Genomic DNA, 21549 nt, shown 5'->3' with positions numbered 1-21549 from the left:
TTTTTTAGTTATCACCCGAACGCGATCCTTCCTGTTGCGACGGGGGTCGTTTACACCCGGTTTTTATACGTCCGCATCGCGAAGACATAGGCCACGAGCATAATGCCAATGCACCAGGCCAGCGCAACCCATATCTCGTTACCAACGGGCTGATCTGACGACAACGCTCGAATAGTCTCCAGTAATGATCACCGCAACCCAGGTCAGAGACAGTGTAAACAGCGTAAGGCAGACGATACGCCACGTAGCCGATCCCGTTGGCGATGGTAATGAGCAGGATGCCGGGCATTACATAGTTCACATAATTCGCTGTACCGGTGGTCGGCTCATCGAGAAAAACAAGGGGTGATTTTCCTACCAAACTCATGGCAATATCAAGCCGACGGCGCATCCCACCCGAATAGGTGGATACCGCCCGGTAGGCGGCATCAGTCAGGCCGAAGCGGTTCAGCAGATCATCCGCAACCTGACGCGGATGGTTACGATGCCATAGTCTGGCAATCATGATGAGGTTTTCCCGCTTAAGATGCTACCAACGTAACACCGGACAACTCCGCTTTCCCGGCCTTCAGAAATTCGTAGGTCAACCGATCAACCTGGCAGTCAATGAATTGTACCCGCTTCAATCTAAGGTTGTTCTTGAAGAAGGTGCTACGTAGAGTTGCGTTCTGAAACGTCACTTTGGTGAATGAACAGTTCTCAAAGGAGCAATCATCCAGCGTACCGCCGAAAATTATATCAGCAATATGTGTGTCGATAAACGAGGTCCGGTTCCACACAGCAGCATCAGCTATATTTTTCTCAAAGCCGCCCGATTTAATCACCATTCCGGTGAAATCGCAGCCAGTGAAATCGCAATTGGACAGATAACTTTTTGAAAATTCCGTTTCGCAAAGAGTAGCACCGGAGAGATTGCAGCCTTCTACATAGCTTCCCGAAAATTTCGCCTGGTTAAGCAAACAGTTCCTGAATTGATTTTTTGCCAGGTTGGAACCCTGAATCTGGCTGCTACTGATGTCGGAATCAGAGAAGTCACAGCCATCGACATTGTTACCTTTGAGCGACAGTCCCGACAAATCTGAGCCGATAAACTGGCAGCGTTGGATATTGGAACCACTAAATTTTTCGTGTAGGTTTTTCAGCCCGGAAAAGTCTGCATCGACCCAGTTTCCGCCCGACATATTCCAACTACCCTTTTTCTTCTCCCCTCCAGATGGCAGTTCGTTCGGGTAGTTTCCCGACAAGATAACGGGTGCTGTTTCAGTGGATGCAGGCTCTGTAGCTGCTGAAAAGTAGTTGAGATCAACGCCCAGAATTTCGGCCAGACGGTTCAGCGTAATAATGTCTGGAACAGACTCTCCGCGTTCCCATTTCCCCACGGCCTGGGCACTGAGAAATACCTGTTCACCCAGTTGCGCCTGAGACAGATTTAGTTTCTTTCGCGCTTCGGCAATTCGCTCACCAATGATCTTCGTGTTCATCATACACCTGTTGTCTTTATGTTATTCGACACCGCAAAGGTATTGGGAGGCATTTCCAGAATCAGAAAAAATGCAACCACTTATAGTTGTATTTACACTACTTCTGGTTGTATTTCGACAAACAAACCGTATGGCGAGACAGGTTGTGCCTTTGCCGCCGATAATTGCATCAATGAATCAGACAATACGAGAACAGTATAAGTCAATTTCTCTGACCTTGTAGCATAAAATTGATTCGTAATGCCCCAGCCCTTTACCGACGAACAGCTTTGGCAGCAACTCCGCGACGGCCATGAAGGGGCCTTTGCTGAACTAATGCGCCGGTATCACAGTCCGTTGGTTAGCTACGCCCGTAAGCTTACTCCCGACACTGCCCGCATCGATGATGCTGTGCAGGAGTTGTTTGTGGAGCTTTGGACCAAACGGCAGTCGCTCGGCCCTACTACCGCCGTGCGGCCCTATTTACTGGCTTCGTTGCGTCGGCGGCTGGTACGCACCCTCAACCGCGACCGTTGGCTCCAGTTTACAGGCACCGACGCGCTCGACCTGCCGTTTCTGGCGCAGTTTTCGGTGGAAGAACGGCTGATTGACGATGAAACTCAACAGCAGCAACTTCGTCGATTGAACTATCTGATCAATACCTTGCCCGCCCGGCAGCGCGAGGCTCTGTATCTTAAGTTCTACCAGAATCTGAACAATGAGCAGATTGCCGGGGTCATGCACATCGGTTATCAGCCCGCTACCAATCTCATTTACCGCGCCCTGACCTATCTGCGGCAACATTGGCACGAGGAATTTAACCCGCTGCTGCTGCTTGTTTTCTTTTCCTGAAAAAATTTTGTTTTTCCGAGGTTATCGGGTTCATGAGGGGGTCTTCTGGTAGTAGAAGCTTCTTTCTCAACGATGCAACCTGATAACGAGCAAGTAGAAAAATTTCTGTCTGACGAAACCTTCCGTGATTGGGTACGAACCGGTGGGTTACGCCACCCCGACACCTACTGGTCGCGGTACTGGCACGACCACCCGGCGCAACAGCCCACCATGCGCGAGGCACAAAACCTGTTGCTGGCAGCCCACCTGCCCGATGAGACTGTTTCGCCCGAACGTACTGAACAATTTGTGGCGCAAACGCTGACGCAGATACGTCCGCTGGGGCGGGTACGTTCGTTATGGACGTGGCCGGTGGTAGCAGCCGCTACGCTGACGCTGGCCCTCGGTCTGAGCTGGTGGCGGATGCAGTCGGGTACTCCAAATCGGGTGAGTCGTCCATTAGAAACGGGGATAGACGTACCGAACGAGAGACCCCGCGAAACGCGAAACAACACCAGCACCCGGCAACGGCTGACGCTGGCCGATGGCTCAACAGTACTGCTGCAACCCGGTGCGACACTGCGTTACCCCATTCGGTTTGGGGGTAGAAACCGGGAAGTAGCGTTAACGGGCGAAGCGTTTTTTCGGGTGACAAAACGCCCCGATCAGCCGTTTCTGGTGTTGGCAAACGGCATGGTGACGAAGGTGCTGGGCACCAGTTTCCGCATCAGGGCCAACGACGCCGACCCGACCGTAACGCTCGAAGTGAAAACCGGGCGCGTGGCCGTATTTGCCCAAACCGACCTCGACCAGGTGCGGCAATCGCCTGGACTGTCGGCACCGAGCCTGCTCGTAACCCCTAATCAGCAGGTGGTGTTTGAGCGGAAGACCGGGCAGATGAACCGGAGCTTAGTAGACGAACCGGCCCTGCTCACCATTCCCGAACAGAACCGCGACTTTGTATTCACCGATGCACCCATCGCACAGGTGTTCTCCACACTCGAAACAGCCTATGGTGTAGACATTGTTTACGACAGCGATGCGCTGCAACGCTGCACGCTCACGGCACCACTCGGCAACGAACCACTCTTCGATAAGCTAACGATTATCTGTCGGGCCATTGGTGGCCGCTACGAGGTCGTGGGGGCGCAGGTGGTAATTCAGGCCGAAGGGTGTGCCGAATAAGATAAAAACCGACAGTGCGGCAACACTGTCGGTTCAACGTAACCCGCCCGGCAGACGGCAATCTGACCGGCGCGGAGAGTGTTTTGCCCCGTTTGTTAATTCCTGAACAAAACTTCCAAAGGTATGAAAAATGCCCTTTACCCACGAATTCCGTGGCAACGTATCATGCAACTAACCGCCTTTCCGCTTCTACTGACCCTGCTGTTCGCCACGTTCTCGCTGGCCGAACCGGGTCGGGCACAGCAACTCCTCGACCGGCCCGTAACGGTGCAGATTAGCGGGCAGGACCTCCGCTCGGCCCTCGCCCAGTTGGAACGGGCTACCCAAACGCGCTTCGTGTACAAATCGGCTTTAGTACGCTCAGCCCGGACGGTATCGCTCACGGCCAACAACGAACGACTGGCAAGCGTTCTCGACCGGCTGCTGAAACCGCTTAGTATTCAGTATGAAGTCACAAACGACTACATTATTCTGAACCGGTCGGCTCCCGCAACTTCGTCGCCTACTAACGTGCCGGACGCCAACGGCGCAACAGTTCCGGAACGCACGACTCCTCAAGACCGTTCTGTGACGGGCCGCGTCAGCAGCGAATCGGGCGAGGGTATGCCGGGTGTTTCGGTTGTGGTGAAAGGTACTGGCCGGGGCAGCACCACCGACAGCGAAGGAAACTACCGCCTGAATGCTCCCGACGGCCCTGCAACGCTGGTGTTTTCGTTTGTGGGCTATGCCTCGCAGGAGGTGGCCCTTTCGTCTGGGCAAACGACCGTGAATGTACAACTCCGCCCCGACGACAAATCGCTGAACGAGGTGGTGGTGGTAGGATATGGGACGCAGCGCCGGGCCGACGTTACCAGTTCGATTGCATCAATCAGCACCCGTGAAATCAAAGACCAGCCCGTACCGAACGTGGTGGAAGGACTGGCGGGCCGGATGCCGGGCGTGCAGATTCAGCAAAACACGGGCGCACCGGGCAATAGTCCGTCCATCAAAATTCGTGGGCTGGGGTCCATTAGTGCGGGTAATGGGCCATTAGTGGTTATCGACGGACAACCGATCAACTCCGGCGACCTAACCAACGGCGGGGGATTGAACCTGCTGAATCCGAACGACATAGAAAAAATTGACGTATTGAAAGATGCCAGCGCAACGGCCATCTACGGCTCACGTGGGGCCAACGGCGTGATTGTAGTGACGACCAAACGCGGTAAGTCTGGGCAGATGCGCCTGAACGTTGATTACTTCACGGGTACGCAGGAAGTAACTAAGCGGATGGACATGCTCAACGCCCAGCAGTTCGCCGATTTCTCAAAAGAAGCCGCCAACAATGCTTATCTCGAACGCGTGACCGGTGCCCGCATTGAAGACCTCAACAATGCGCGTCCAGCCGGGCAGCGGTTTCGTTATCCCCGTGGCGAGTTTCCGGGCGTTGATTTCGACAACCCGACCGCACTCTCGAGCTTTAATTATCAGGACATGGTTTTTCAGCGGGCACCCATCAGCAACTACCAGATTACAGGCTCCGGCGGTACCGATAAACTGCAGTTTATGGTGTCGGGCAACTATCTCCGGCAGGATGGCATCATCAAACGCTCAGGCATCGACCGCTATACGTTCCGCACCAACGTTGACGCACAGTTGAATCCCGCCGTGCGAATGGGCCTGAGCATCAGCCCGTCGTTTACGGTTGAGGATCGATTAAACACCGACGGACACTGGGCCAGCAACGGCATTATCAACTCGGCCCTGAACCTACCGCCGTTCATTCCGATCTTCCAGGCCGACGGCGTTACCTACAACTCGCAGGCATTCTACGCGGCTCCGTACAACTGGCCCGGCATCACCAATCCAGTTGCCAATATCTATGAAGTGGACAATCAGGCCCGTATCACCCGACTGCTGGGTAACGCTTATCTGGAACTGCGGTTGATAGAGGGGCTGAACTACCGGGGAACCATTGGGGGCGACATTATCCAATTCCGGCAAAATCAGTACCAGACCTCGGCTCTGCCGCTAAACCAGTTACTGCCGCCAACGCCCAATTCGGCCTTCGCTGAAAACTCGCAGAACGTCAACTGGGTCACGAACCATACACTGACCTACGACCGGCAAATCGGCGGCAAGCATCGGTTTGAGGCCCTGCTGGGTATGGAAGCGCAGAAAAACGACTTTGAGCGCACCCGTATCGATGCCAATAATTTCCCGAACGATCTGGTCCGTACCGTTAACGCCGGGACGATTCTGGGCAACAACGCCAACCGTAATGTACGCGATCAATGGTCGCTGGCATCGTATTTTGCGCGGGTGGCCTATTCGCTGGCCGACAAGTATCTGTTCAACGCATCCATTCGGCGCGATGGTAGCAGCCGCTTTGGCGAAGCCAACCGCTGGGGTACGTTTCCCTCGGCCTCGGTAGGCTGGCGGGTGAGCGAAGAGCCGTTCTTGAAAAACAACCGTGTCCTTTCTGAACTGAAACTTAAGGTCAGTTATGGCATAGCGGGCAACAACGCATTTACGTCAAACTATCCGGCTCTGGGTCTGGTCAGTACCGATAACTACGTGTTCGGCAATGCACTGGCCAATGGGCTGGCCGTAACCACTACGTCGAACCCGGCTCTGTCGTGGGAGCGTAGCCGACAGTTGGATATAGGGGCTGAGATTGGGTTGCTCAACAACAGGTTGTTTATTGTGGCTGATTATTACCAACGCACCACTACCGACTTGTTGCTGGCGGTGCAGGTGCCTACGCTGACGGGCTTCGGTTCGGCGGTGCAGAACATTGGTCAGGTCGAAAACAAAGGCTTCGAGTTTGCGCTCAATACGCGCAACCTTACGGGTATGCTCACCTGGAACACCGACCTGAACATCTCTTTCAATCGGAACAAAGTGCTGGCCCTGGGACCCACCGGCGACCCCATACGCAGTGGCACGGGTGTTGGCGAAACCAACATCACCCTCATCGGGCAGCCCCTGGGCAACCTCTTCGGTTACCGGCAACTGGGTGTGTTCCGTGATCAGGCCGACCTCGATGCTTCGCCCCGCTTTGCCGATGCCCGGCCCGGCGATGTGAAGTACGAGGATGTCAACGGCGACGGCCGCGTCGATGCCAATGACCGCACGAGCATCGGCAATAACCAGCCCGACTTTATCTATGGCGTAACCAATACGTTTGCCTACAAGGGCATTGACCTCGGCATTGTGATTCAGGGGGTGCAGGGGGGCGAAATTCTTAACCTGTCGCGCCGGTTCTACGAAAACCTGGAAGGCAATTCCAATCAAATCACCACCGTGCTCGACCGCTGGCGGTCGCCCCAGCAGCCGGGTAATGGCATTGTGCCACGGGCCAACACCCGGACCACCGGCAATAATAACGCCCTCTCGACGCGCTGGGTTGAGGATGCCAGTTTTTTTCGCATCCGCAACATCACCCTGGGCTACAACCTGCCCAAATCGCTCGTGAGCCGCGCCCGGCTCCAGACGCTACGGGTGTATGCGGGTGTGCAGAACGCGCTGACCATCTCGAATTACCTGAGCTATAACCCCGAAGTAAGCGGCTACGAAGGCCCCCTGACCGGAGGGGTTGATTATGGCAGTTATCCCGTTGCCCGAACCTACACCATCGGCCTGAACATCGGCCTCTAACCAAAACAGACTATGAACCGCAAACTCATACTCACACTCGGTCTGTGCCTAAGCCTGACGGCCTGCCGCGAAACGTTCATCGAACTGGCACCACTCTCGCAAGCCAGCACAGCTACGTTCTACCGCAGCGCATCGGACCTGCTCAATGCCCTCAACGGAGCCTACGGTGCCCTTCAGTTCAACGGGCAGTACGGTCAGTACTACGTGGTGGCTGAAATTCCGTCCGACGATACGGTCCCTGTCCTGTCGGGATCGGTAACTGACCAGGACGAATTCGACAAGTTTTATTTGCGTACCACCAACCCGTTTTTGAGTACTCGCTGGGCCGATGGATACCGGGGCATTTACCGCACCAACGCCGTGATTGACCGGAGTTCGGCTATTCAGATGGACGAAACGCTAAAAGGCCGCATCGTGGCCGAAGCCAAGTTTTTGCGGGCCTTAATGTATTTCAACCTCGTGCGGGTATTCGGCGACGTGCCGCTGGTGATAAAGGAAATCGTTGACCCGCAGGAAGGCTATCAATATGGTCGGAACGCCGTTACGGAAGTCTATGCCCAGATCGAAAAAGACCTCACCGAGGCTGAGGCCGTGTTGCCTGTGTCGTACACCGGCGCAAACGTGGGCCGGGCCACCCGTGGTGCTGCCAGAGCCTTGCTGGGCAAGGTATTGCTGACTCAGCGCAAATACGCGCCCGCAGCGACCAAGCTAAAAGAGGTAATCGATGCCGGTACATACGACCTGGTGGCGACCTACGCCGACGTATTCCGGCCCTCAAACAAAAATCATCGTGAGTCGATTTTTGACGTACAGTACCGAAAAGGCAATCTGGGCGAAGGTAGCCCGTTTGCCAGTTCCTACGCGCCCGAAAACTCCGGCAACGCCGTAATTCAGTTTGGGGGCGACGGCAACAACCAGCCCAGCACCGACCTCATCAACAGCTACGAACCGGGCGATCTTCGCCGGGATCTATCGCTGGCGACGAGCTTTGTGAACGCATCCGGGGCGCGTATTGCCTATAACTTCATTCGTAAATACACCGACCCGCCGATTGTCAAATATGATTCGGAAGACAACTGGCCTGTGCTTCGCTACGCCGACGTACTATTGATGTATGCTGAGAGCCTGAACGAGCAGGGGCAAACAGCCACCGCCCTTCCGCTACTAAACCGCATTCGGCGTAGGGCCGGGTTGGCCGAACGGTCAATAACGACACAGGCCGATATGCGGCTCGCCTTAGAAAACGAACGACGCTGGGAGTTAGCTTTCGAAGGACACCGCTGGTTCGATCTGGTACGCACGGGTCGCGCCCTGCCCGTTTTGCAGGCCAAAGCGCAGGCCATAGGCATCCGAGGCACACTATCGAGTAATAATTTGGTGGTTGCTATCCCACAAAGCCAAATTGACGTCAACCGCGAGCGTATCCAGCAGAATCCGGGCTATTAATAGTGCATTGTAAATGAGTATATATGATAAGCCGCAACCTGTTAGGCTTGAGGGCTTGTTATTCTTAACTCATAGACATGATGAATAATCTAATGACGCACCTACTTCTTACTATCATCTTTGCCGCTATGTTTGCGTTCATGACCGGCCCGGTTGATAAAGACCCCGAAGCCGTGGATAATGCACCACCCCAATAACCAGTATCTGATTGCCAACTCGTTGAATCCCGGCGACGGCTTCGAGTGGGTAGGCGAAAAGTGGGATCACTGCCTCTTCTCAGACATAGACCGCGACGGTGATATGGATATTGTTGGTAACGTTGAAGAACATTACCGGCCCGTTGGTGGTAAAAACGAATCCGTATTCAGCATAGTCTGGTTTGAGAACCCACTGAAGTAAGTTATAAAAACTTTTATGTCAACTACCTATCTGCTGGTTGTGTTTCTGGTGGCTATTGCCAGCTTGCTGTTTGCCATTATCCGGCTCAAAATCAACCCATTCTTAGTGTTGCCGGGCGTTGGGCTGTTAACGGGACTGGCAACCGGTTTGCCCCTGCCGCAGGTAGCCAAACTCATCGGCGACGGTTTTGGGCAAACGCTGGGCAGTATCGGGCTGGTGATTGGGCTGGGCATTGTGCTGGGCAATTTGCTGGCCGATGCCCGCGCCACCGAACAGATTGCGGCCCTGCTGCTGCGAACGGTTGGTGCCAAACGTGCTCCGCTCGCCATGAACCTGACGGGCTATTTAGTCTGTATTCCGGTATTTCTCAACGCAGCCTTTATCGTGTTTATGCCCCTGCTGCGCGACCTTACCCGAACCACCCGCCTGCCGCTGGTAACACTCGTAACGGCCTTAACCATTGCGGGCATTGCTACCCACTGCTTAGTGCCGCCCACGCCCGGCCCGCTGGCCGTAATGGGAACGCTGAGTCTGGCCCCCGGCTCTTTTATTGGCTGGAGTCTGCTGGTGGCCCTGCCGCCCGCACTGGTTGGATTAATAGCGGCACAACGATTTGGCAGGCAGGCGTTTATGCAGATTGCTGAAGCATCGGGTAAAACACCCGTTACCGAAGCCGACGGGCGACCCGTGCCTCCGGGTGGGTTGTCGTTGCTGCTGCTCTTGCTACCGATTCTGCTGATTTTGATTGGGAGTCTCACCGCCGAGTTGCTGCCCGCCACCCACCCGGCCCGTCCGGTGCTGGCGTTTGTGGGTGATAAAAACGTGGCTATGCTCCTGGGGGTTGCGGTGGCGGGGTGGCTGCTGGCCCGCTATCGCCGGAAATCGTTTGAGGAATTAGTGGCCGAAGGCGGAGCCAATGCCGGGCTGCTGATTCTGATTGTGGGCGCGGGCGGCTCATTCGGTGCCATCATCAACGGGTCGGGTATTGCCGACGCGCTGGTGCAGACACTCTCGGCCCTGCACCTCTCGCTGCTGTGGCTGGGGTTTCTGCTCACGGCCATTCTGCGGGCGGCTCAGGGGTCGGCTACGGTGGCGGCTGTTACAACGGCCTCGCTGCTGGCCCCCATGATCGCCCCCGCCGGTGCCAACGCGCTCACCGTCGGGCTGGCAATCTGTTGCGGCAGTATGTGTTGCTCATTTCCCAACGATTCGGGCTTCTGGGTTGTCGCGCGATTTTCGGGCCTGACCGTACCGCAGATGCTCCGGGCCTGGACATTAACCAGCACTATTGCGGGCGTAGTAGGATTTGCGGTTGTGCTGCTTATCGATTGGTTGTAAGGCCATGACAAAAAAAGTCACTATTCTCCATACCAGTTTCGTCTCGGTCGAGACGCTGAACGACCTCTGCCGGGAGTTGCTGCCCGGCACCGAAGTTCGTAACATCGTAGACGACAGTCTACTGCCCGAAGCAATGGCCCACAATGGCATCACGCCCGGCATTATCCGGCGCATGACCGCCTATGTGCAGCAGGCCGAAGATTGGGGTGCCGATGTAATTCTGAACCAATGCTCGTCGGTGCGCGAAGCTGCCGTTGAAGCCGCTAAAACCATTCATATTCCGCTCGTGCCGGTTGATCTGGCAATGGCCGAACAGGCCGTGTTGCTCGGAAGCCGGGTTGCGGTAGTGGCCACGGTGGCCTCTACCATGAAACCCAGCGTGGCACTGGTTGAGGATGCCGCCCACCGCGCCGGGAAAATCATCGACGTGGTGCCGGTGCTGGTTGATGGGGCATTGGATGTGCTGATGAAGGAAAAAGACCGGACCAAACACAATCGACTCGTGCGCGAAGCCATCGAAAACATAGCCGATTCAGTGGACGTGATTGTGCTGGCACAGGGCAGCATGGTTTTACTGCTCGATGAACTGACCCATATTTCAACACCCGTGCTGACCAGCCCGCGTTCGGGTATCGAGCGGCTGCGGGAAATTCTGACGACATGATGCACCATCCGCTGATGCTGGTTCTTGACGACGACCCAACAGGCATCCAGACCGTTCACGACGTGTGGGTATATTACGGTTGGTCGGCAGCCGTAATGCAAACACTCTTTGACCGTGATCAACTCGCTTTTATTCAGACCAATAGCCGCTCGCTGCCCGAGGCCGAAGCCATCGATATTACCCGGCAAATTATGCAGTTGGCCCTTGCCGAAAGCCAGATAACAGGCCGCGATTTTCGGGTCATCAGCCGCAGCGATTCGTCGTTGCGGGGTCATTTCCCGGCTGAACCCGACACGATTCGGCAGGTGCTGGAAGCCGATGCCGGGCAATTAATCGATGGCGTGATTTTGTGCTTTGTGTTGCCCGAAGCCGGTCGGCAGACGGAGGAGAACGTTCACTACATCCGTCAGTCCGACGGTACGCTCCGGCCCGTTGCCGACACGGAGTTCGCCCGCGATGCAACATTCGGCTACCGTAGTGCCGACCTGAGCGCGTATGTGGCCGAAAAAACGGGCGGGCGCGTACCCGCCGAGACGGTACGTAGCCTGCCGCTTGCCTGGCTCGAAGCCAGCAACGTAGCCGCCTGTCTGTCTACGTTGCTAACACTGGAAAATGGGCAACCGCTGGTAGTCAACGGTGTTACCTACGACCACCTGGCTATAGCTGCCGAGGCCATTCGGCAGGCCGAAGCGCGGGGCAAACGATTTGTGTTTCGCACCGCAGCCGCGTTTGTCAAAGCCTACGCCCAGATTCCAGACCGCCCGCTGCTTACCCGCGCCGATCTGACCCCGTACCTGACCAATGGCCCTGTGCTAACAGTGGTGGGGTCGCATACGGCCAACACCACCCGGCAACTGAGTGAGTTACTGGCGCGACCCGGCACCAAAGCTATCGAACTGAACGTAACTAAGCTGCAAACCGACGCCACGAGCGTAGTGGCCGAAGCCATCCGGCAGATGCAGGATGCAGTAATAGCAGGGCACCAGCCGGTGCTGTTTACCAGTCGGCAGGTGCAGGGTACCGATGCGTCTGCCACCGACGCGCTGGCATTTTCCCGGCGGGTATCCGGCGCGCTTATGGCCGTTGTGCAGGCGTTTCCGGTACGTCCACGTGCTGTCATTGCCAAAGGAGGCATTACCTCCAGCGACGTTGCCACGCAGGGTTTAGGTATGAAACAGGCCCTGATTCTGGGGCAGATACGGCCCAGCATCCCCGTTGTGCTGACAGACGCAGAAAGCCGGTTTCCGCAGCTACCTTACATTATTTTCCCCGGAAATACGGGGCAACCATCCGATTTATCGTCTATCTGGCAGGAACTCACCCATTGAACCTCTATACACATGAAATTCCTTTTCATTAGCCTTGCGCTGGTCAGTACCCTGCTGACGGCGCGTGCTCAATCGTCTGCCGCTGAAACTGAGGTAATGAACGCCGAAAAAGCCCGCTTTGCCGCCCAGGTAAAAAAAGACTACCCCACGCTCGACAAACTCATCGGCGACGATCTGTATTACCAGCATTCTAACGGCGAAATCGATACTAAAGCCTCGTTTATTCAGGGCATCAAAGACGGAAAGCGCAACTACGACGATATTAAAATCGAAGAATCGAAGGTGCGACTCTACGAGAACACGGCCATTATCAACGCCGTCTGCATATATTATCGCAAAGACAAGGATGGCAACCCCAACGACCTGCACCTGCGCTACACCGACGTGTGGGTGAAACGCAAGGGCGGCTGGCAGATGGTGACGTGGCAATCGTTTAAGCTACCATGACCTGGACACTTATCATAAGTGCCGCAGTTTGGTATCGGTTGTACAGCCACAATTTTTGCCGCAGCCCGCTTCTTTTTTGACAAAGCTGCGATAGGCCCGGTTGCCTAAGTAAACCAGCGCGGCCAGGAAAGCGAGAAAAATAATGAGCTGCTGCATAAACACCGAACAATTTTTTCAGGCCCATCCGTTCCGTTGCGCCAGTCGGTAGATATGCTGGTAGTGGTGTTCGCCGTGCCACGCGTAATGGGCAACCTGTTCGGCAAGCGTGTACGTGACCTGACTACCCGGATGAAAGAAGGTACGTTGCAACTCATTTTCAGAAAGAGAACCCAGCACAGTGGCCCAGCGTTGGTGCAGATTCCGCAGAATGACTAATGATAGAGCAATGTCGAGCAACGAATCGGGCAGTTTCGCCCAGTCACCTTCTTCGTAGGGTTTGATGGTTGGATTTGTTTCGGTTAAGGCCAGTTTGGTGCGGATATAGCCGTTCATGTGGCTGTCGGCGATATGGTGCACCAACTGCCGCACCGTCCAGCCGTCGGGTCGGTAGGGCGTGTCGAGCCGGTCATCACCCCATTTACCTGCGAGTTCAGTTAGTTTTATCGGAAAACTGGCAATGGCTGCGACGTGCTGCTCGGTTTGTTCGGGTGTATACGACTGGCCGTAAACAAATTCGCCAATGGGATAACGGAGGGCGTCGATATTTTGCATGATGATAGATTGTACACAGTGGTTGTTACACAGAGATACACGGAGTAAAAAGAGTCTCATGGAGACCTCTGCGTGTCTCCTTTACCTCTGTGTATCTCTGTGTAACAACCGCTATGTAACAACCCATTTATATCCAAAATTCCTGAATAGCTGCCAGCAGTTCGGGTTGCATTCCACAACCGGCAATTACGTCGCCCCGGAACAGAAACTCGTTGCCACCCTCGAAGTCAGTGACGATACCACCGGCTTCACGCACGAGCAACACGCCAGCCGCCATATCCCACGAGTTAAGGTTATATTCGTAAAAAGCCTCGAAACGCCCGGCGGCCACATACGCCAGATCGATAGCCGCCGACCCTAACCGACGCAGGCCGTGCGTTCGCTGCATGAGGTCTTCCAGAATACGCAGATAGACCGACATTTCCTCGAATTTATAATACGGAAAACCCGTTGCAATAAGGCTCTCGCCCAGCAACTGCGCGGGTGATACGCTGATTTTCTGTCCGTTGCAATACGCTCCCCCGTTCTGCCAGGCCGAAAAACATTCGTCGCGGTTGGGGTCATACACCACGCCGGCAATGGGCGTTTTGCCCTGCGCCAGCCCGATACTAACCGAGAATACGGGCAGGCCGTGAATGAAGTTGGCCGTACCGTCGAGTGGGTCGATGATCCAGTTCAGGGCCGTTTGGTCGGCAGTGGTGCCGGTGGTGCCTTCTTCGGTAATAAACCCGGCTTCAGGCAGCAGGTCGTGCAGGCGGGCTACCAACTGTTTTTCGGTTTCTTTATCGACGTAAGAAACTAAGTTGTTCAGCCCTTTGTATTCGATGGCGTCGCGCTGAAATTTGGCGCGTTCGGCCATCAGAAACGCCCCGGCATGGCGGGCAATGGTGCAGATACTGTCGGTAAGCTGGGCTAAATCGTGGGTCATGCGTCGGACTTTTCTTCCAGTTCGAGGTACTCGTAAACGGTTAATAACTACTATAATTGTCCTTTTTTAATCTTGTCAACAACTACCTGTACCTGTTCTTTTGGCAAGCCGTAGTCCTGATTCAGGAACTTCGTTATGTCGATGCCCTGCTGGTAAGCCATTTTGAGAAAAGCAACCACAACTTCCAACCGGCCCTCTTTACGACCTTCTTCTATGAGATAATCATACGTACTCATGGCTTTCTGACTATTACGTGGCGTTGAAAATAGTTGTTGATAAAACTCTTTGGTTCTAAAATCAAGATTTCTGAATAGATAAACAAGGGTTGCCTGCAAGTAGTTGCTTCCGGTTTGCAGGTCTGATATATCTTCCAGCCAGACAAATAGTCGATCCCGTTGAGCCAGCAATCGCTGCTCATTTTCCCTGTGTTTCATCAGAAATAATGAAGTAGCCAGAAATCGATTTCTGAAACCGAGTATCTCATCATCAGTATGGCGGGAAATATCAAACAGCAAATACTCAAAATCTGGCACAAACCGACTCAGGTTGTCATCCACCACGCCAAAATAAGATCGCAAGGGTTCATAGTTCCAACGAGCTTTGCCATGATAAATAATTATCGGAATCAGCAACGTTGGCAACTGATTTTGTTTGCGGGCCTGTTCCCAACTGTTGAGTAAATAACGCAGCAGTTGAAAATGCGGGTATGTTTCCTTATAGCTTTTATGCTCGAACAAAATTGCTATTTCAAGCGATTGTTCATCGTCATACCGACACGAATAAACAATATCGGCGAAATACTCTTCCAGCGTTGTATCAACGTATGATGCGTTACTTAAGGCAAATGTTTCCAGTTTTAGCTTTTTGAGCAATGAAGCAGGAAACACCTCTTCCACAAATGCCAGCGCAATATCATGACGTGAAAAGTTTTCTTTGAAAAACTTGTCGTGAATATTTTCCGCCATACTTACGCCATAATTCGACCTAAGGCGTTGTCGTACAGATTTTTGGCCTCAGCGGTGGTCAGCACGGCAGTGCCATCCACGACGAAGTCGTGGGTCGTAACGGTGCCGAGTTTAACGAATGGCGTGCCTTCGGTCAGGTAGCTTTCCACTTCGTTTACGAACTCCGGTGCTACCGAAATCACGACACGGCTCTGGCTTTCGCCGAACAAAAACGCATCGGTTCTGTACCGGTCATCTGTCTGGATTGAAAACCCTGTGCCGCCCGCCATCGCCGACTCGGCCAGTGTAACGAACAAACCTCCGTCCGAAACGTCGTGCGCCGATTGCAGCCAGCCATTCCGAATCATGGTTTTGATGCCTTCCTGCACCTGCCACTCATCGCCAAAATCGAACACAGGCGCGGGCGAAGCCTTGATGCCCCGGTACGAATACAGATACTCCGACGAAGCAATGTCGTTGGCCGACGGGCCGACTAAGAAAATAACATCGCCTTCGTTTTTAAAGTTGAGCGTCATCTGGTGGCTGGGGTCGTCCATCAGACCAAGCATACCGATAGTGGGCGTTGGGAACACCGGTCCGTCGTCGGAGCTTTGGTTATAAAAGCTGACGTTGCCGCCCGTAACTGGCGTGCTGAACCGGCGACAGGCTTCGCCCATGCCCTGCACGGCTTCCACAAAATGCCAGTAGACTTCCGGTACGTAGGGGTTGCCAAAGTTCAGGTTGTTGGTGACGGCCAGCGGTTCGCCCCCGCTACAGACGATATTGCGGGCCGCTTCGGCTACAGCAATCATAGCCCCCCGGCGCGGATTGGCGTTTACGTAGCGACTGTTGCAGTCGACCGTAATGACAATCGATTTGTTGCTCAGGCCCGTTTCGGGGGTTTTGATGCGCACTACTGCCGCGTCGGATGGCGCGTTGGTGCTGCGGTTGGCCGTGCCAACCATCGAGTCGTATTGCTCATACACCCATCTGCGCGAACAGATATTCGGGTGGCTCAGGAGGTGCCGCGCTACGTCGGGCAGTTCATCGGTGTCGAGGTCGTCAACGTCGGCGATGTCGAATGTTGAGAACTCTTTGATATAAGCCGGTTCGCGGTACTCGCGGTGATATTGGGGCGCACCACCACCCAGCACGAGATCGTGGGCAGGCACGTCGGCCACCAACTCGCCGTAGCGGTAAAAATGCAGTCGGCCAATACCGTCGGGGCCGGGGGCCGTTACCTCACCAATCTGGGCGCAGTTGAGGTCCCACTTGTCAAAAATCTGCTGAATGATGTGTTCTTTACCTTTTTCAATCACTACCAGCATCCGCTCCTGCGACTCCGACAGCAGAATCTCGAACGGCTGCATGTTGGGCTGGCGCGTTGGCACTTTGTCGAGGTCGATTACCATGCCATGCTCACCTTTCGCGCTCATCTCCGAAGTCGAGCAGATGATACCAGCCGCGCCCATGTCCTGAATACCAATTACATAGCCCGTTGCGATGATTTCGAGCGTAGCTTCGAGCAGGAGTTTTTCCATGAACGGATCGCCGACCTGCACGGCGGGCAACTTGTCGGTCGAGGCTGCTGAAATATCCTCCGACGCAAACGTAGCTCCGTGAATGCCGTCTTTTCCCGTTGCCGACCCAACGATAAACACCGGATTACCAACGCCGTAGCTTGTAGCCTTCGCTACGTTTCCAACTTTTACGATACCCGCCGAAAAGGCGTTTACGAGCGGATTGGTGTTGTAGCAGTCATCGAAATACAACTCGCCCCCAACGGTCGGAATACCGAAGGCGTTACCATAATCGCCAATGCCTTTTACCACGCCCCGCAGCAGCCGCTTGGTTTTTGCCAGTGTCAAATCGCCAAACCGCAGCGAGTTCAGTTGGGCAATAGGCCGGGCACCCATCGTAAAAATATCGCGGTTGATGCCGCCTACACCCGTTGCCGCGCCCTGATAAGGTTCGAGTGCCGACGGGTGGTTGTGTGATTCTATTTTGAATGAGCAAGCCAGTCCATCGCCAATATCGACCAATCCGGCGTTTTCTTCGCCCGCCTTCGCCAGCATCCGGTCACCATCGCGGGGCAAGGTTTTGAGCCAGACAATCGAGTTTTTGTACGAGCAGTGTTCCGACCACATCACCGAGAAAATGCTCAGTTCGGTAAAGTTGGGCCGACGACCTAAAATTTCCTGAATGCGGTCAAACTCGTCGGGAAGCAGGCCCAGTTTGCGGGCGGTATCAAGCGTGGGGAGGGATTCGGTAGCGTCCATTCGGTTATTGAGTGATTGACTGGTTGACTGATTGACTGATTGAATTTGGCCTAAGCGCACCAGTCAATCACTCAATCAGTCAACCAGTCAATAAATGCCTTGCAAAGCTACAGCTTCATAGCCACTTCTCCAGCGTTCGTAGGCTTTCAACGTTGTGTACGGGGGCGAAACCATCGAGAAACGGCAACGCAGCTTCCATGCCCGACACGGTTGGCCTGAACGCAGGATTACCCGCCAACGGATTGAGCCAGACCAGTTTACGGGCTTTAGCTTTAATATGCGCCAGGCTTTCGGCCAGCACCGCTACGTCGCCGGTATCCCAGCCATCGCTCAGAATAATGACTACCGTGTGGCGGTCAACAAGGTTTAGGTACTCGTCGGTAAACTGCCGCAGCGATGCTCCGATGCGGGTGCCGCCCCCCCATCCTGTGGCATTGGCCGACAGTTCGTGCAGTGCTTCACCAAATGGTTGGTTTCTGAGCGCGGGCGTTACGCGGTGCAGGTGCGTGCTGAACACAAACGTTTCGATACGCCGGTACACCGTCTGGAAAGCATACAGAAACTGGATCAGGAACGTGCTGTAGAGACTCATTGACTGACTAACATCGGCCAGCACGACTACGTTGAGGTGATTTTTGCGCGGTTTACGGTAGGCAATGTCAAGAATTTCGCCCCCGCGCCGGAGGTTTTTGCGGAGTGTACGGGGCAGATCGAACCGGCGCGGGGCGTGGGTTTTGCGGTAGCGTCGGTTGGCACGTCGGGCCATCGTCAGCGACAGTTCGCGGATGCGCTGCATTACCTCGGCCAGGTCATCAGCAGATACCAGCGAGAAATCCTGCCGACTTACGCTTTCGAGCGTCGAGTAGGTCGTAATCTCGGTTTCTTCGCTGGGTTTATTTCCATACAGCCACGACTTGAGTTGATTGAAATCGGGGCCGGGTTTGGGTTTCTGTTGCTGCCGTTTATTGGGGTCGTCTTTGGTTTTGGCGTCGACCGCCGTTTCGAGTTCTTTCCAGTATTGCGCAAACAGCCGGTCGAACGGTTCGAGGTCGCGCACCTGCCGGCACAGGGCCGTTCGCAACGCCAGCCGAAACCCCTCGCGGTCGGCCAGATCGACCTGCGCCAGCGCGAGCAGGGCCGTTGCCTCTTCGTCGGGCCCCACGCCCAGCCCATTAGCCCGCAGAAACCGGCAAAACGCCACGATATTGTGCGAAAGCGAAGTTCGGCGGAGGATCATGGGTAGAACGGGTTATTTTAGGGTCTCTTTTCGGTAAACAACACTATTGCCTGCGATGGTTATTAAAGTCAGCACACAGAAGAAACTCACTGAACCACGCAGCAATCAAACGTATACCTCGACAATGAAACAAAACAAAGACGAACTCAAATCAGCCAGACAAGGGGCAACTCCTTTCGCTCAGACATATTTTCACGGAACAAAAGCAGACCTTATGGTTGGCGACCTGATCGACGTTGGTTTCAACTCGAACTACGGACAAAGAAAAAATGCGAAATATATTTTTCTAACAGCAACATTGGATGCCGCTATCTGGGGTGCTGAACTTGCCTTCGGAGACGGACGAGAAAAAATCTATTTAGTAGAACCAATAGGAGCCATTGAAGATGACCCTGATTTGACAGATAAAAAATTCCCAGGTAACCCAACAAAATCGTATCGGTCAACCCATCCGTTTAAAGTTGTCGGAGAAGTGACGAGTTGGCAAGGGCACCCGCCCGAGCAAGTTAAAACAATGAAAGAACATCTTGAACAACTTAAAGAACAGGGCATTGACTCGCTAAACGATTAATTCAGTCGGTTTAATTTGATAATCAGCGGGTTCAGAGGATGGCTTGGCGTCTAACTACTCGTCAGTCAACAAGGCGGGGACACAAACGTTGGGTAATAAATAAAAACTCAATCAATTCACTTTGAAATACAAAGTACTTTCATAAATTTGAATCGCAATCAAAACAAACTCCTCATGGTCACTAAAAATCAACGACTGATCGGCATTTTGCTTACGGTAGCCTTCCTTTTGTCGGTACCGTTTTTCGCAATGCAATTAACAGACGAAGTAAACTGGACACTTTCTGATTTCATTATTGCTGGCACCCTGCTTCTCGGCACCGGTCTCACGGGCGAACTTATTCTGAGAAAAGTCAATAAAACCACGCATCGGATTGCGCTCTGCGCGATGCTGCTGGCGGCTCTGTTCCTGGTTTGGGTAGAACTGGCCGTTGGTCTCTTCGGATCGCCCTTTGCCGGGAGTTGAATTTGACGACGATACGGGATATAACCAATGAGCCTATCGTTCTATACAGAACGATAGGCTCAACAGATAAAACAGTGTGCCTTATCCGCGCCGGTAGTATTTCATGGCTTCGGGTAGTTGCTTCTTCAGGTCAGCAATACGGCGTTGGTCAGATGGGTGCGTCGAGAGAAATTCAGGTGGTTTGCGGCCTCCTCCGGCCTGCGCCATACGCCCCCAGAAACTAACGGCTTCCTGCGGGTCGTAGCCCGCCATCGCCATAAAAATCAAACCTAATTTGTCGGCTTCCGATTCCTGTGCCCGGCTGTGGGGCAGTTGCCGCCCAAACTGATACGCTACGCCGGCAGCTTGCAACAACAGCATATTGGTTTGTTGCCGCTGCGGTGTCGAGAGCGTACCCAGCACCAACTGCCCCCCCGATAGGAGGCCATTGGCAATAACCCCTTCGCTCATACGTTCGCGGCCATGCTCGGCAATAGCGTGCGAAATTTCGTGGCCCATTACGGCAGCCGCTCCGGCTTCGTTTTGCGTGTACGGCAGAATGCCCGTATAGAAAGCCACTTTGCCGCCAGGCATACACCAGGCGTTGATCTGCGGACTCTCAATAAGGGCAAACTCCCATTGGTAGCCGCTCAGCCGGTCGCCGTAGCCGTTGGATGTCATGTACTGTTCCATAGCTTGCCGGAGCCGACCACCTACGCGCTGTACCATCTCGGCCTGTGCCCCACCCCGAACCACTCGGCTGGTGTCGAGTACCTGCTGATAATTCTGAAAGCTTAGTGGCAATAATGTGCTGTTGGGAACAACCGTTAATTGATTGCGCCCTGTCAGGGGGACTTTCTGACAGCCAATTATCAACGCAACAAATAGCGTTGCTGTGAGGATTCTCTTCATCTTGTGAATGTAATGTTAGTTGAGTACTTCGACGTACTTAGACCGATAACGTTACAGATTTGTTCAAATTTTCCAGCTTAGCACGGTCGAAGCGGCTTTAGTGCTTAGATTTGCAGACGCCAGTTTTGTTTACAGAAGACATGAAAATTATTTGCGTTGGTCGCAACTACGTCGATCATATTCGGGAACTGAACAACGAACAACCCGACGACCCGGTTATTTTTCTGAAACCCGAAACGGCCATTCCGTTACGAAACGAGCCGTTTTTCTACCCCGACTTTTCGCAGGACGTGCACCACGAGGTCGAGATTCTGGTAAAAATCAACCGCGTAGGCAAAAACATCGACGAGAAGTTTGCCCACAAATACTACGATGAAATCGGTGTTGGCATCGACTTCACGGCCCGCGACGTGCAGAGCAAGCTGAAAGCAAAGGGCTTGCCGTGGGAGTTGGCAAAGAGTTTCAACAGTTCGGCCCCGATGTCGGGCTTCGTGCCTAAAACCGATTTTGCCGATTTACACAATCTGAATTTCCGGCTGGAAGTCAACGGCGAAACCCGGCAGCAGGGCAATACCAGCCTGATGCTGTTTAAAATCGACTACCTGATCTCATTCGTGTCGCGCTACTTCATGTTGCAACAGGGCGACGTGTTGTTTACGGGCACTCCCAAAGGCGTTAGCCCCGTGCAAATCGGCGACCGGCTGGCAGCTTACATCGAAGACCGAAAAATGCTGGAGATCGACGTGAAGTAGCGTTGATGAAAGAACCCAAAGCAGTGGAATCTTC

At 54.1% G+C, this 21549-nt stretch carries 21 protein-coding genes; 12 read left to right on the top strand and 9 right to left on the bottom strand.

Features of this window, described 5'->3' with window-relative positions; genetic code table 11:
• Positions 1-4 precede the first annotated feature (4 nt).
• The gene (locus AWR27_RS26005; RefSeq protein WP_198045102.1) at positions 5-505 is read right to left on the bottom strand and encodes an ATP-binding cassette domain-containing protein; all 501 of its coding nucleotides are present in this window, start codon (positions 503-505) and stop codon (positions 5-7) included.
• Between the two features lie 16 nt (positions 506-521).
• On the bottom strand, positions 522-1484 hold the full coding sequence (locus tag AWR27_RS06855; protein ID WP_077130506.1) for a pentapeptide repeat-containing protein: 963 nt from the start codon (positions 1482-1484) through the stop codon (positions 522-524).
• Between the two features lie 237 nt (positions 1485-1721).
• On the opposite strand from AWR27_RS06855, the gene AWR27_RS06850 reads away from it, so the two are divergent.
• From AWR27_RS06850 to AWR27_RS06810, 9 genes are all read left to right on the top strand, one after another.
• A complete protein-coding gene (locus AWR27_RS06850) occupies positions 1722-2312 on the top strand; it encodes an RNA polymerase sigma factor (RefSeq protein WP_077130505.1) in 591 nt (196 codons plus the stop codon).
• Between the two features lie 72 nt (positions 2313-2384).
• Positions 2385-3476 carry a FecR family protein gene (locus AWR27_RS06845; RefSeq protein WP_077130504.1) on the top strand — a complete coding sequence of 364 codons (1092 nt, stop codon included), beginning with the start codon at positions 2385-2387 and terminating at the stop codon, positions 3474-3476.
• Between the two features lie 123 nt (positions 3477-3599).
• Positions 3600-7115 (top strand): TonB-dependent receptor, encoded by a 3516-nt coding sequence (locus AWR27_RS06840; protein ID WP_077130503.1) that lies wholly within the window; start codon positions 3600-3602, stop codon positions 7113-7115.
• 12 nt (positions 7116-7127) lie between these two features.
• Positions 7128-8561 (top strand): RagB/SusD family nutrient uptake outer membrane protein, encoded by a 1434-nt coding sequence (locus AWR27_RS06835; RefSeq protein WP_077130502.1) that lies wholly within the window; start codon positions 7128-7130, stop codon positions 8559-8561.
• Positions 8562-8741: 180 nt separating this feature from the next.
• Positions 8742-8960: a hypothetical protein gene (locus AWR27_RS06830; protein WP_077130501.1), complete on the top strand. Its 219-nt coding sequence runs from the start codon at positions 8742-8744 to the stop codon at positions 8958-8960.
• 15 nt (positions 8961-8975) lie between these two features.
• A complete protein-coding gene (locus AWR27_RS06825) occupies positions 8976-10298 on the top strand; it encodes a GntP family permease (RefSeq protein WP_077130500.1) in 1323 nt (440 codons plus the stop codon).
• 4 nt (positions 10299-10302) lie between these two features.
• Entirely contained in the window at positions 10303-10962 is a 660-nt protein-coding gene (locus AWR27_RS06820) for an aspartate/glutamate racemase family protein (protein ID WP_077130499.1), read from the top strand.
• Positions 10959-12290 (top strand): four-carbon acid sugar kinase family protein, encoded by a 1332-nt coding sequence (locus AWR27_RS06815; RefSeq protein ID WP_077130498.1) that lies wholly within the window; start codon positions 10959-10961, stop codon positions 12288-12290. The genes AWR27_RS06820 and AWR27_RS06815 overlap by 4 nt, the downstream gene beginning before the upstream one ends.
• Positions 12291-12302: 12 nt before the next feature.
• A complete protein-coding gene (locus AWR27_RS06810; protein ID WP_077130497.1) occupies positions 12303-12737 on the top strand; it encodes a nuclear transport factor 2 family protein in 435 nt (144 codons plus the stop codon).
• A gap of 12 nt (positions 12738-12749) precedes the next feature.
• On the opposite strand, the gene AWR27_RS06805 is transcribed toward AWR27_RS06810, so the two are convergent.
• The 6 genes from AWR27_RS06805 to AWR27_RS06780 all read right to left on the bottom strand — a co-directional run bounded on the left by AWR27_RS06805 (position 12750) and on the right by AWR27_RS06780 (position 18836).
• Positions 12750-12893 carry a FeoB-associated Cys-rich membrane protein gene (locus AWR27_RS06805; protein ID WP_077130496.1) on the bottom strand — a complete coding sequence of 48 codons (144 nt, stop codon included), beginning with the start codon at positions 12891-12893 and terminating at the stop codon, positions 12750-12752.
• Between the two features lie 18 nt (positions 12894-12911).
• On the bottom strand, positions 12912-13448 hold the full coding sequence (locus tag AWR27_RS06800) for a YfiT family bacillithiol transferase (protein WP_077130495.1): 537 nt from the start codon (positions 13446-13448) through the stop codon (positions 12912-12914).
• 127 nt (positions 13449-13575) lie between these two features.
• On the bottom strand, positions 13576-14376 hold the full coding sequence (locus tag AWR27_RS06795) for an inositol monophosphatase family protein (protein ID WP_077130494.1): 801 nt from the start codon (positions 14374-14376) through the stop codon (positions 13576-13578).
• 50 nt (positions 14377-14426) lie between these two features.
• Positions 14427-15341 (bottom strand): Rpn family recombination-promoting nuclease/putative transposase, encoded by a 915-nt coding sequence (locus AWR27_RS06790; protein WP_077130493.1) that lies wholly within the window; start codon positions 15339-15341, stop codon positions 14427-14429.
• A gap of 2 nt (positions 15342-15343) precedes the next feature.
• Positions 15344-17599: a phosphoribosylformylglycinamidine synthase subunit PurL gene (purL, locus tag AWR27_RS06785; protein WP_077130492.1), complete on the bottom strand. Its 2256-nt coding sequence runs from the start codon at positions 17597-17599 to the stop codon at positions 15344-15346.
• Positions 17600-17714: 115 nt separating this feature from the next.
• Positions 17715-18836, bottom strand: coding sequence for a vWA domain-containing protein (locus AWR27_RS06780; protein ID WP_077130491.1), 1122 nt, complete (start codon positions 18834-18836; stop codon positions 17715-17717).
• 124 nt (positions 18837-18960) lie between these two features.
• Here AWR27_RS06780 and arr point away from each other — a divergent pair, with 124 nt between their 5' ends.
• Both arr and AWR27_RS06770 read left to right on the top strand, forming a co-directional pair.
• The gene (gene arr, locus AWR27_RS06775; RefSeq protein WP_077133846.1) at positions 18961-19407 is read left to right on the top strand and encodes an NAD(+)--rifampin ADP-ribosyltransferase; all 447 of its coding nucleotides are present in this window, start codon (positions 18961-18963) and stop codon (positions 19405-19407) included.
• 174 nt (positions 19408-19581) lie between these two features.
• Entirely contained in the window at positions 19582-19872 is a 291-nt protein-coding gene (locus tag AWR27_RS06770; protein WP_077130490.1) for a hypothetical protein, read from the top strand.
• A gap of 81 nt (positions 19873-19953) precedes the next feature.
• Here AWR27_RS06770 and AWR27_RS06765 read toward each other — a convergent pair whose 3' ends face one another.
• Entirely contained in the window at positions 19954-20763 is an 810-nt protein-coding gene (locus AWR27_RS06765) for a M48 family metallopeptidase (RefSeq protein ID WP_077130489.1), read from the bottom strand.
• 140 nt (positions 20764-20903) lie between these two features.
• On the opposite strand from AWR27_RS06765, the gene AWR27_RS06760 reads away from it, so the two are divergent.
• A complete protein-coding gene (locus AWR27_RS06760; protein WP_077130488.1) occupies positions 20904-21515 on the top strand; it encodes a fumarylacetoacetate hydrolase family protein in 612 nt (203 codons plus the stop codon).
• The last annotated feature ends 34 nt before the right edge of the window (positions 21516-21549 follow it).

Origin of the sequence: Spirosoma montaniterrae, from assembly GCF_001988955.1 — a bacterium.
Classification (GTDB): domain Bacteria; phylum Bacteroidota; class Bacteroidia; order Cytophagales; family Spirosomataceae; genus Spirosoma; species Spirosoma montaniterrae.
This window is presented reverse-complemented; position numbering and strand designations above follow the sequence as displayed.

Bases quoted from the DNA above. Each gene is read 5' to 3' on its own strand.
- AWR27_RS06840 (WP_077130503.1), top strand. From the start codon at position 3,600: ATGAAAAATGCCCTTTACCCACGAATTCCGTGGCAACGTATCATGCAA.
- AWR27_RS06830 (WP_077130501.1), top strand. From the start codon at position 8,742: ATGCACCACCCCAATAACCAGTATCTGATTGCCAACTCGTTGAATCCC.
- AWR27_RS06850 (WP_077130505.1), top strand. From the start codon at position 1,722: ATGCCCCAGCCCTTTACCGACGAACAGCTTTGGCAGCAACTCCGCGAC.
- AWR27_RS06795 (WP_077130494.1), bottom strand. From the start codon at position 14,376: ATGACCCACGATTTAGCCCAGCTTACCGACAGTATCTGCACCATTGCC.
- AWR27_RS06825 (WP_077130500.1), top strand. From the start codon at position 8,976: ATGTCAACTACCTATCTGCTGGTTGTGTTTCTGGTGGCTATTGCCAGC.
- AWR27_RS06835 (WP_077130502.1), top strand. From the start codon at position 7,128: ATGAACCGCAAACTCATACTCACACTCGGTCTGTGCCTAAGCCTGACG.
- AWR27_RS06820 (WP_077130499.1), top strand. From the start codon at position 10,303: ATGACAAAAAAAGTCACTATTCTCCATACCAGTTTCGTCTCGGTCGAG.
- AWR27_RS06770 (WP_077130490.1), top strand. From the start codon at position 19,582: ATGGTCACTAAAAATCAACGACTGATCGGCATTTTGCTTACGGTAGCC.
- purL (WP_077130492.1), bottom strand. From the start codon at position 17,599: ATGGACGCTACCGAATCCCTCCCCACGCTTGATACCGCCCGCAAACTG.
- AWR27_RS06765 (WP_077130489.1), bottom strand. From the start codon at position 20,763: ATGAAGAGAATCCTCACAGCAACGCTATTTGTTGCGTTGATAATTGGC.
- AWR27_RS26005 (WP_198045102.1), bottom strand. From the start codon at position 505: ATGATTGCCAGACTATGGCATCGTAACCATCCGCGTCAGGTTGCGGAT.
- AWR27_RS06810 (WP_077130497.1), top strand. From the start codon at position 12,303: ATGAAATTCCTTTTCATTAGCCTTGCGCTGGTCAGTACCCTGCTGACG.
- AWR27_RS06800 (WP_077130495.1), bottom strand. From the start codon at position 13,448: ATGCAAAATATCGACGCCCTCCGTTATCCCATTGGCGAATTTGTTTAC.
- AWR27_RS06790 (WP_077130493.1), bottom strand. From the start codon at position 15,341: ATGGCGGAAAATATTCACGACAAGTTTTTCAAAGAAAACTTTTCACGT.
- AWR27_RS06805 (WP_077130496.1), bottom strand. From the start codon at position 12,893: ATGCAGCAGCTCATTATTTTTCTCGCTTTCCTGGCCGCGCTGGTTTAC.
- AWR27_RS06855 (WP_077130506.1), bottom strand. From the start codon at position 1,484: ATGATGAACACGAAGATCATTGGTGAGCGAATTGCCGAAGCGCGAAAG.
- AWR27_RS06760 (WP_077130488.1), top strand. From the start codon at position 20,904: ATGAAAATTATTTGCGTTGGTCGCAACTACGTCGATCATATTCGGGAA.
- AWR27_RS06780 (WP_077130491.1), bottom strand. From the start codon at position 18,836: ATGATCCTCCGCCGAACTTCGCTTTCGCACAATATCGTGGCGTTTTGC.
- arr (WP_077133846.1), top strand. From the start codon at position 18,961: ATGAAACAAAACAAAGACGAACTCAAATCAGCCAGACAAGGGGCAACT.
- AWR27_RS06815 (WP_077130498.1), top strand. From the start codon at position 10,959: ATGATGCACCATCCGCTGATGCTGGTTCTTGACGACGACCCAACAGGC.
- AWR27_RS06845 (WP_077130504.1), top strand. From the start codon at position 2,385: ATGCAACCTGATAACGAGCAAGTAGAAAAATTTCTGTCTGACGAAACC.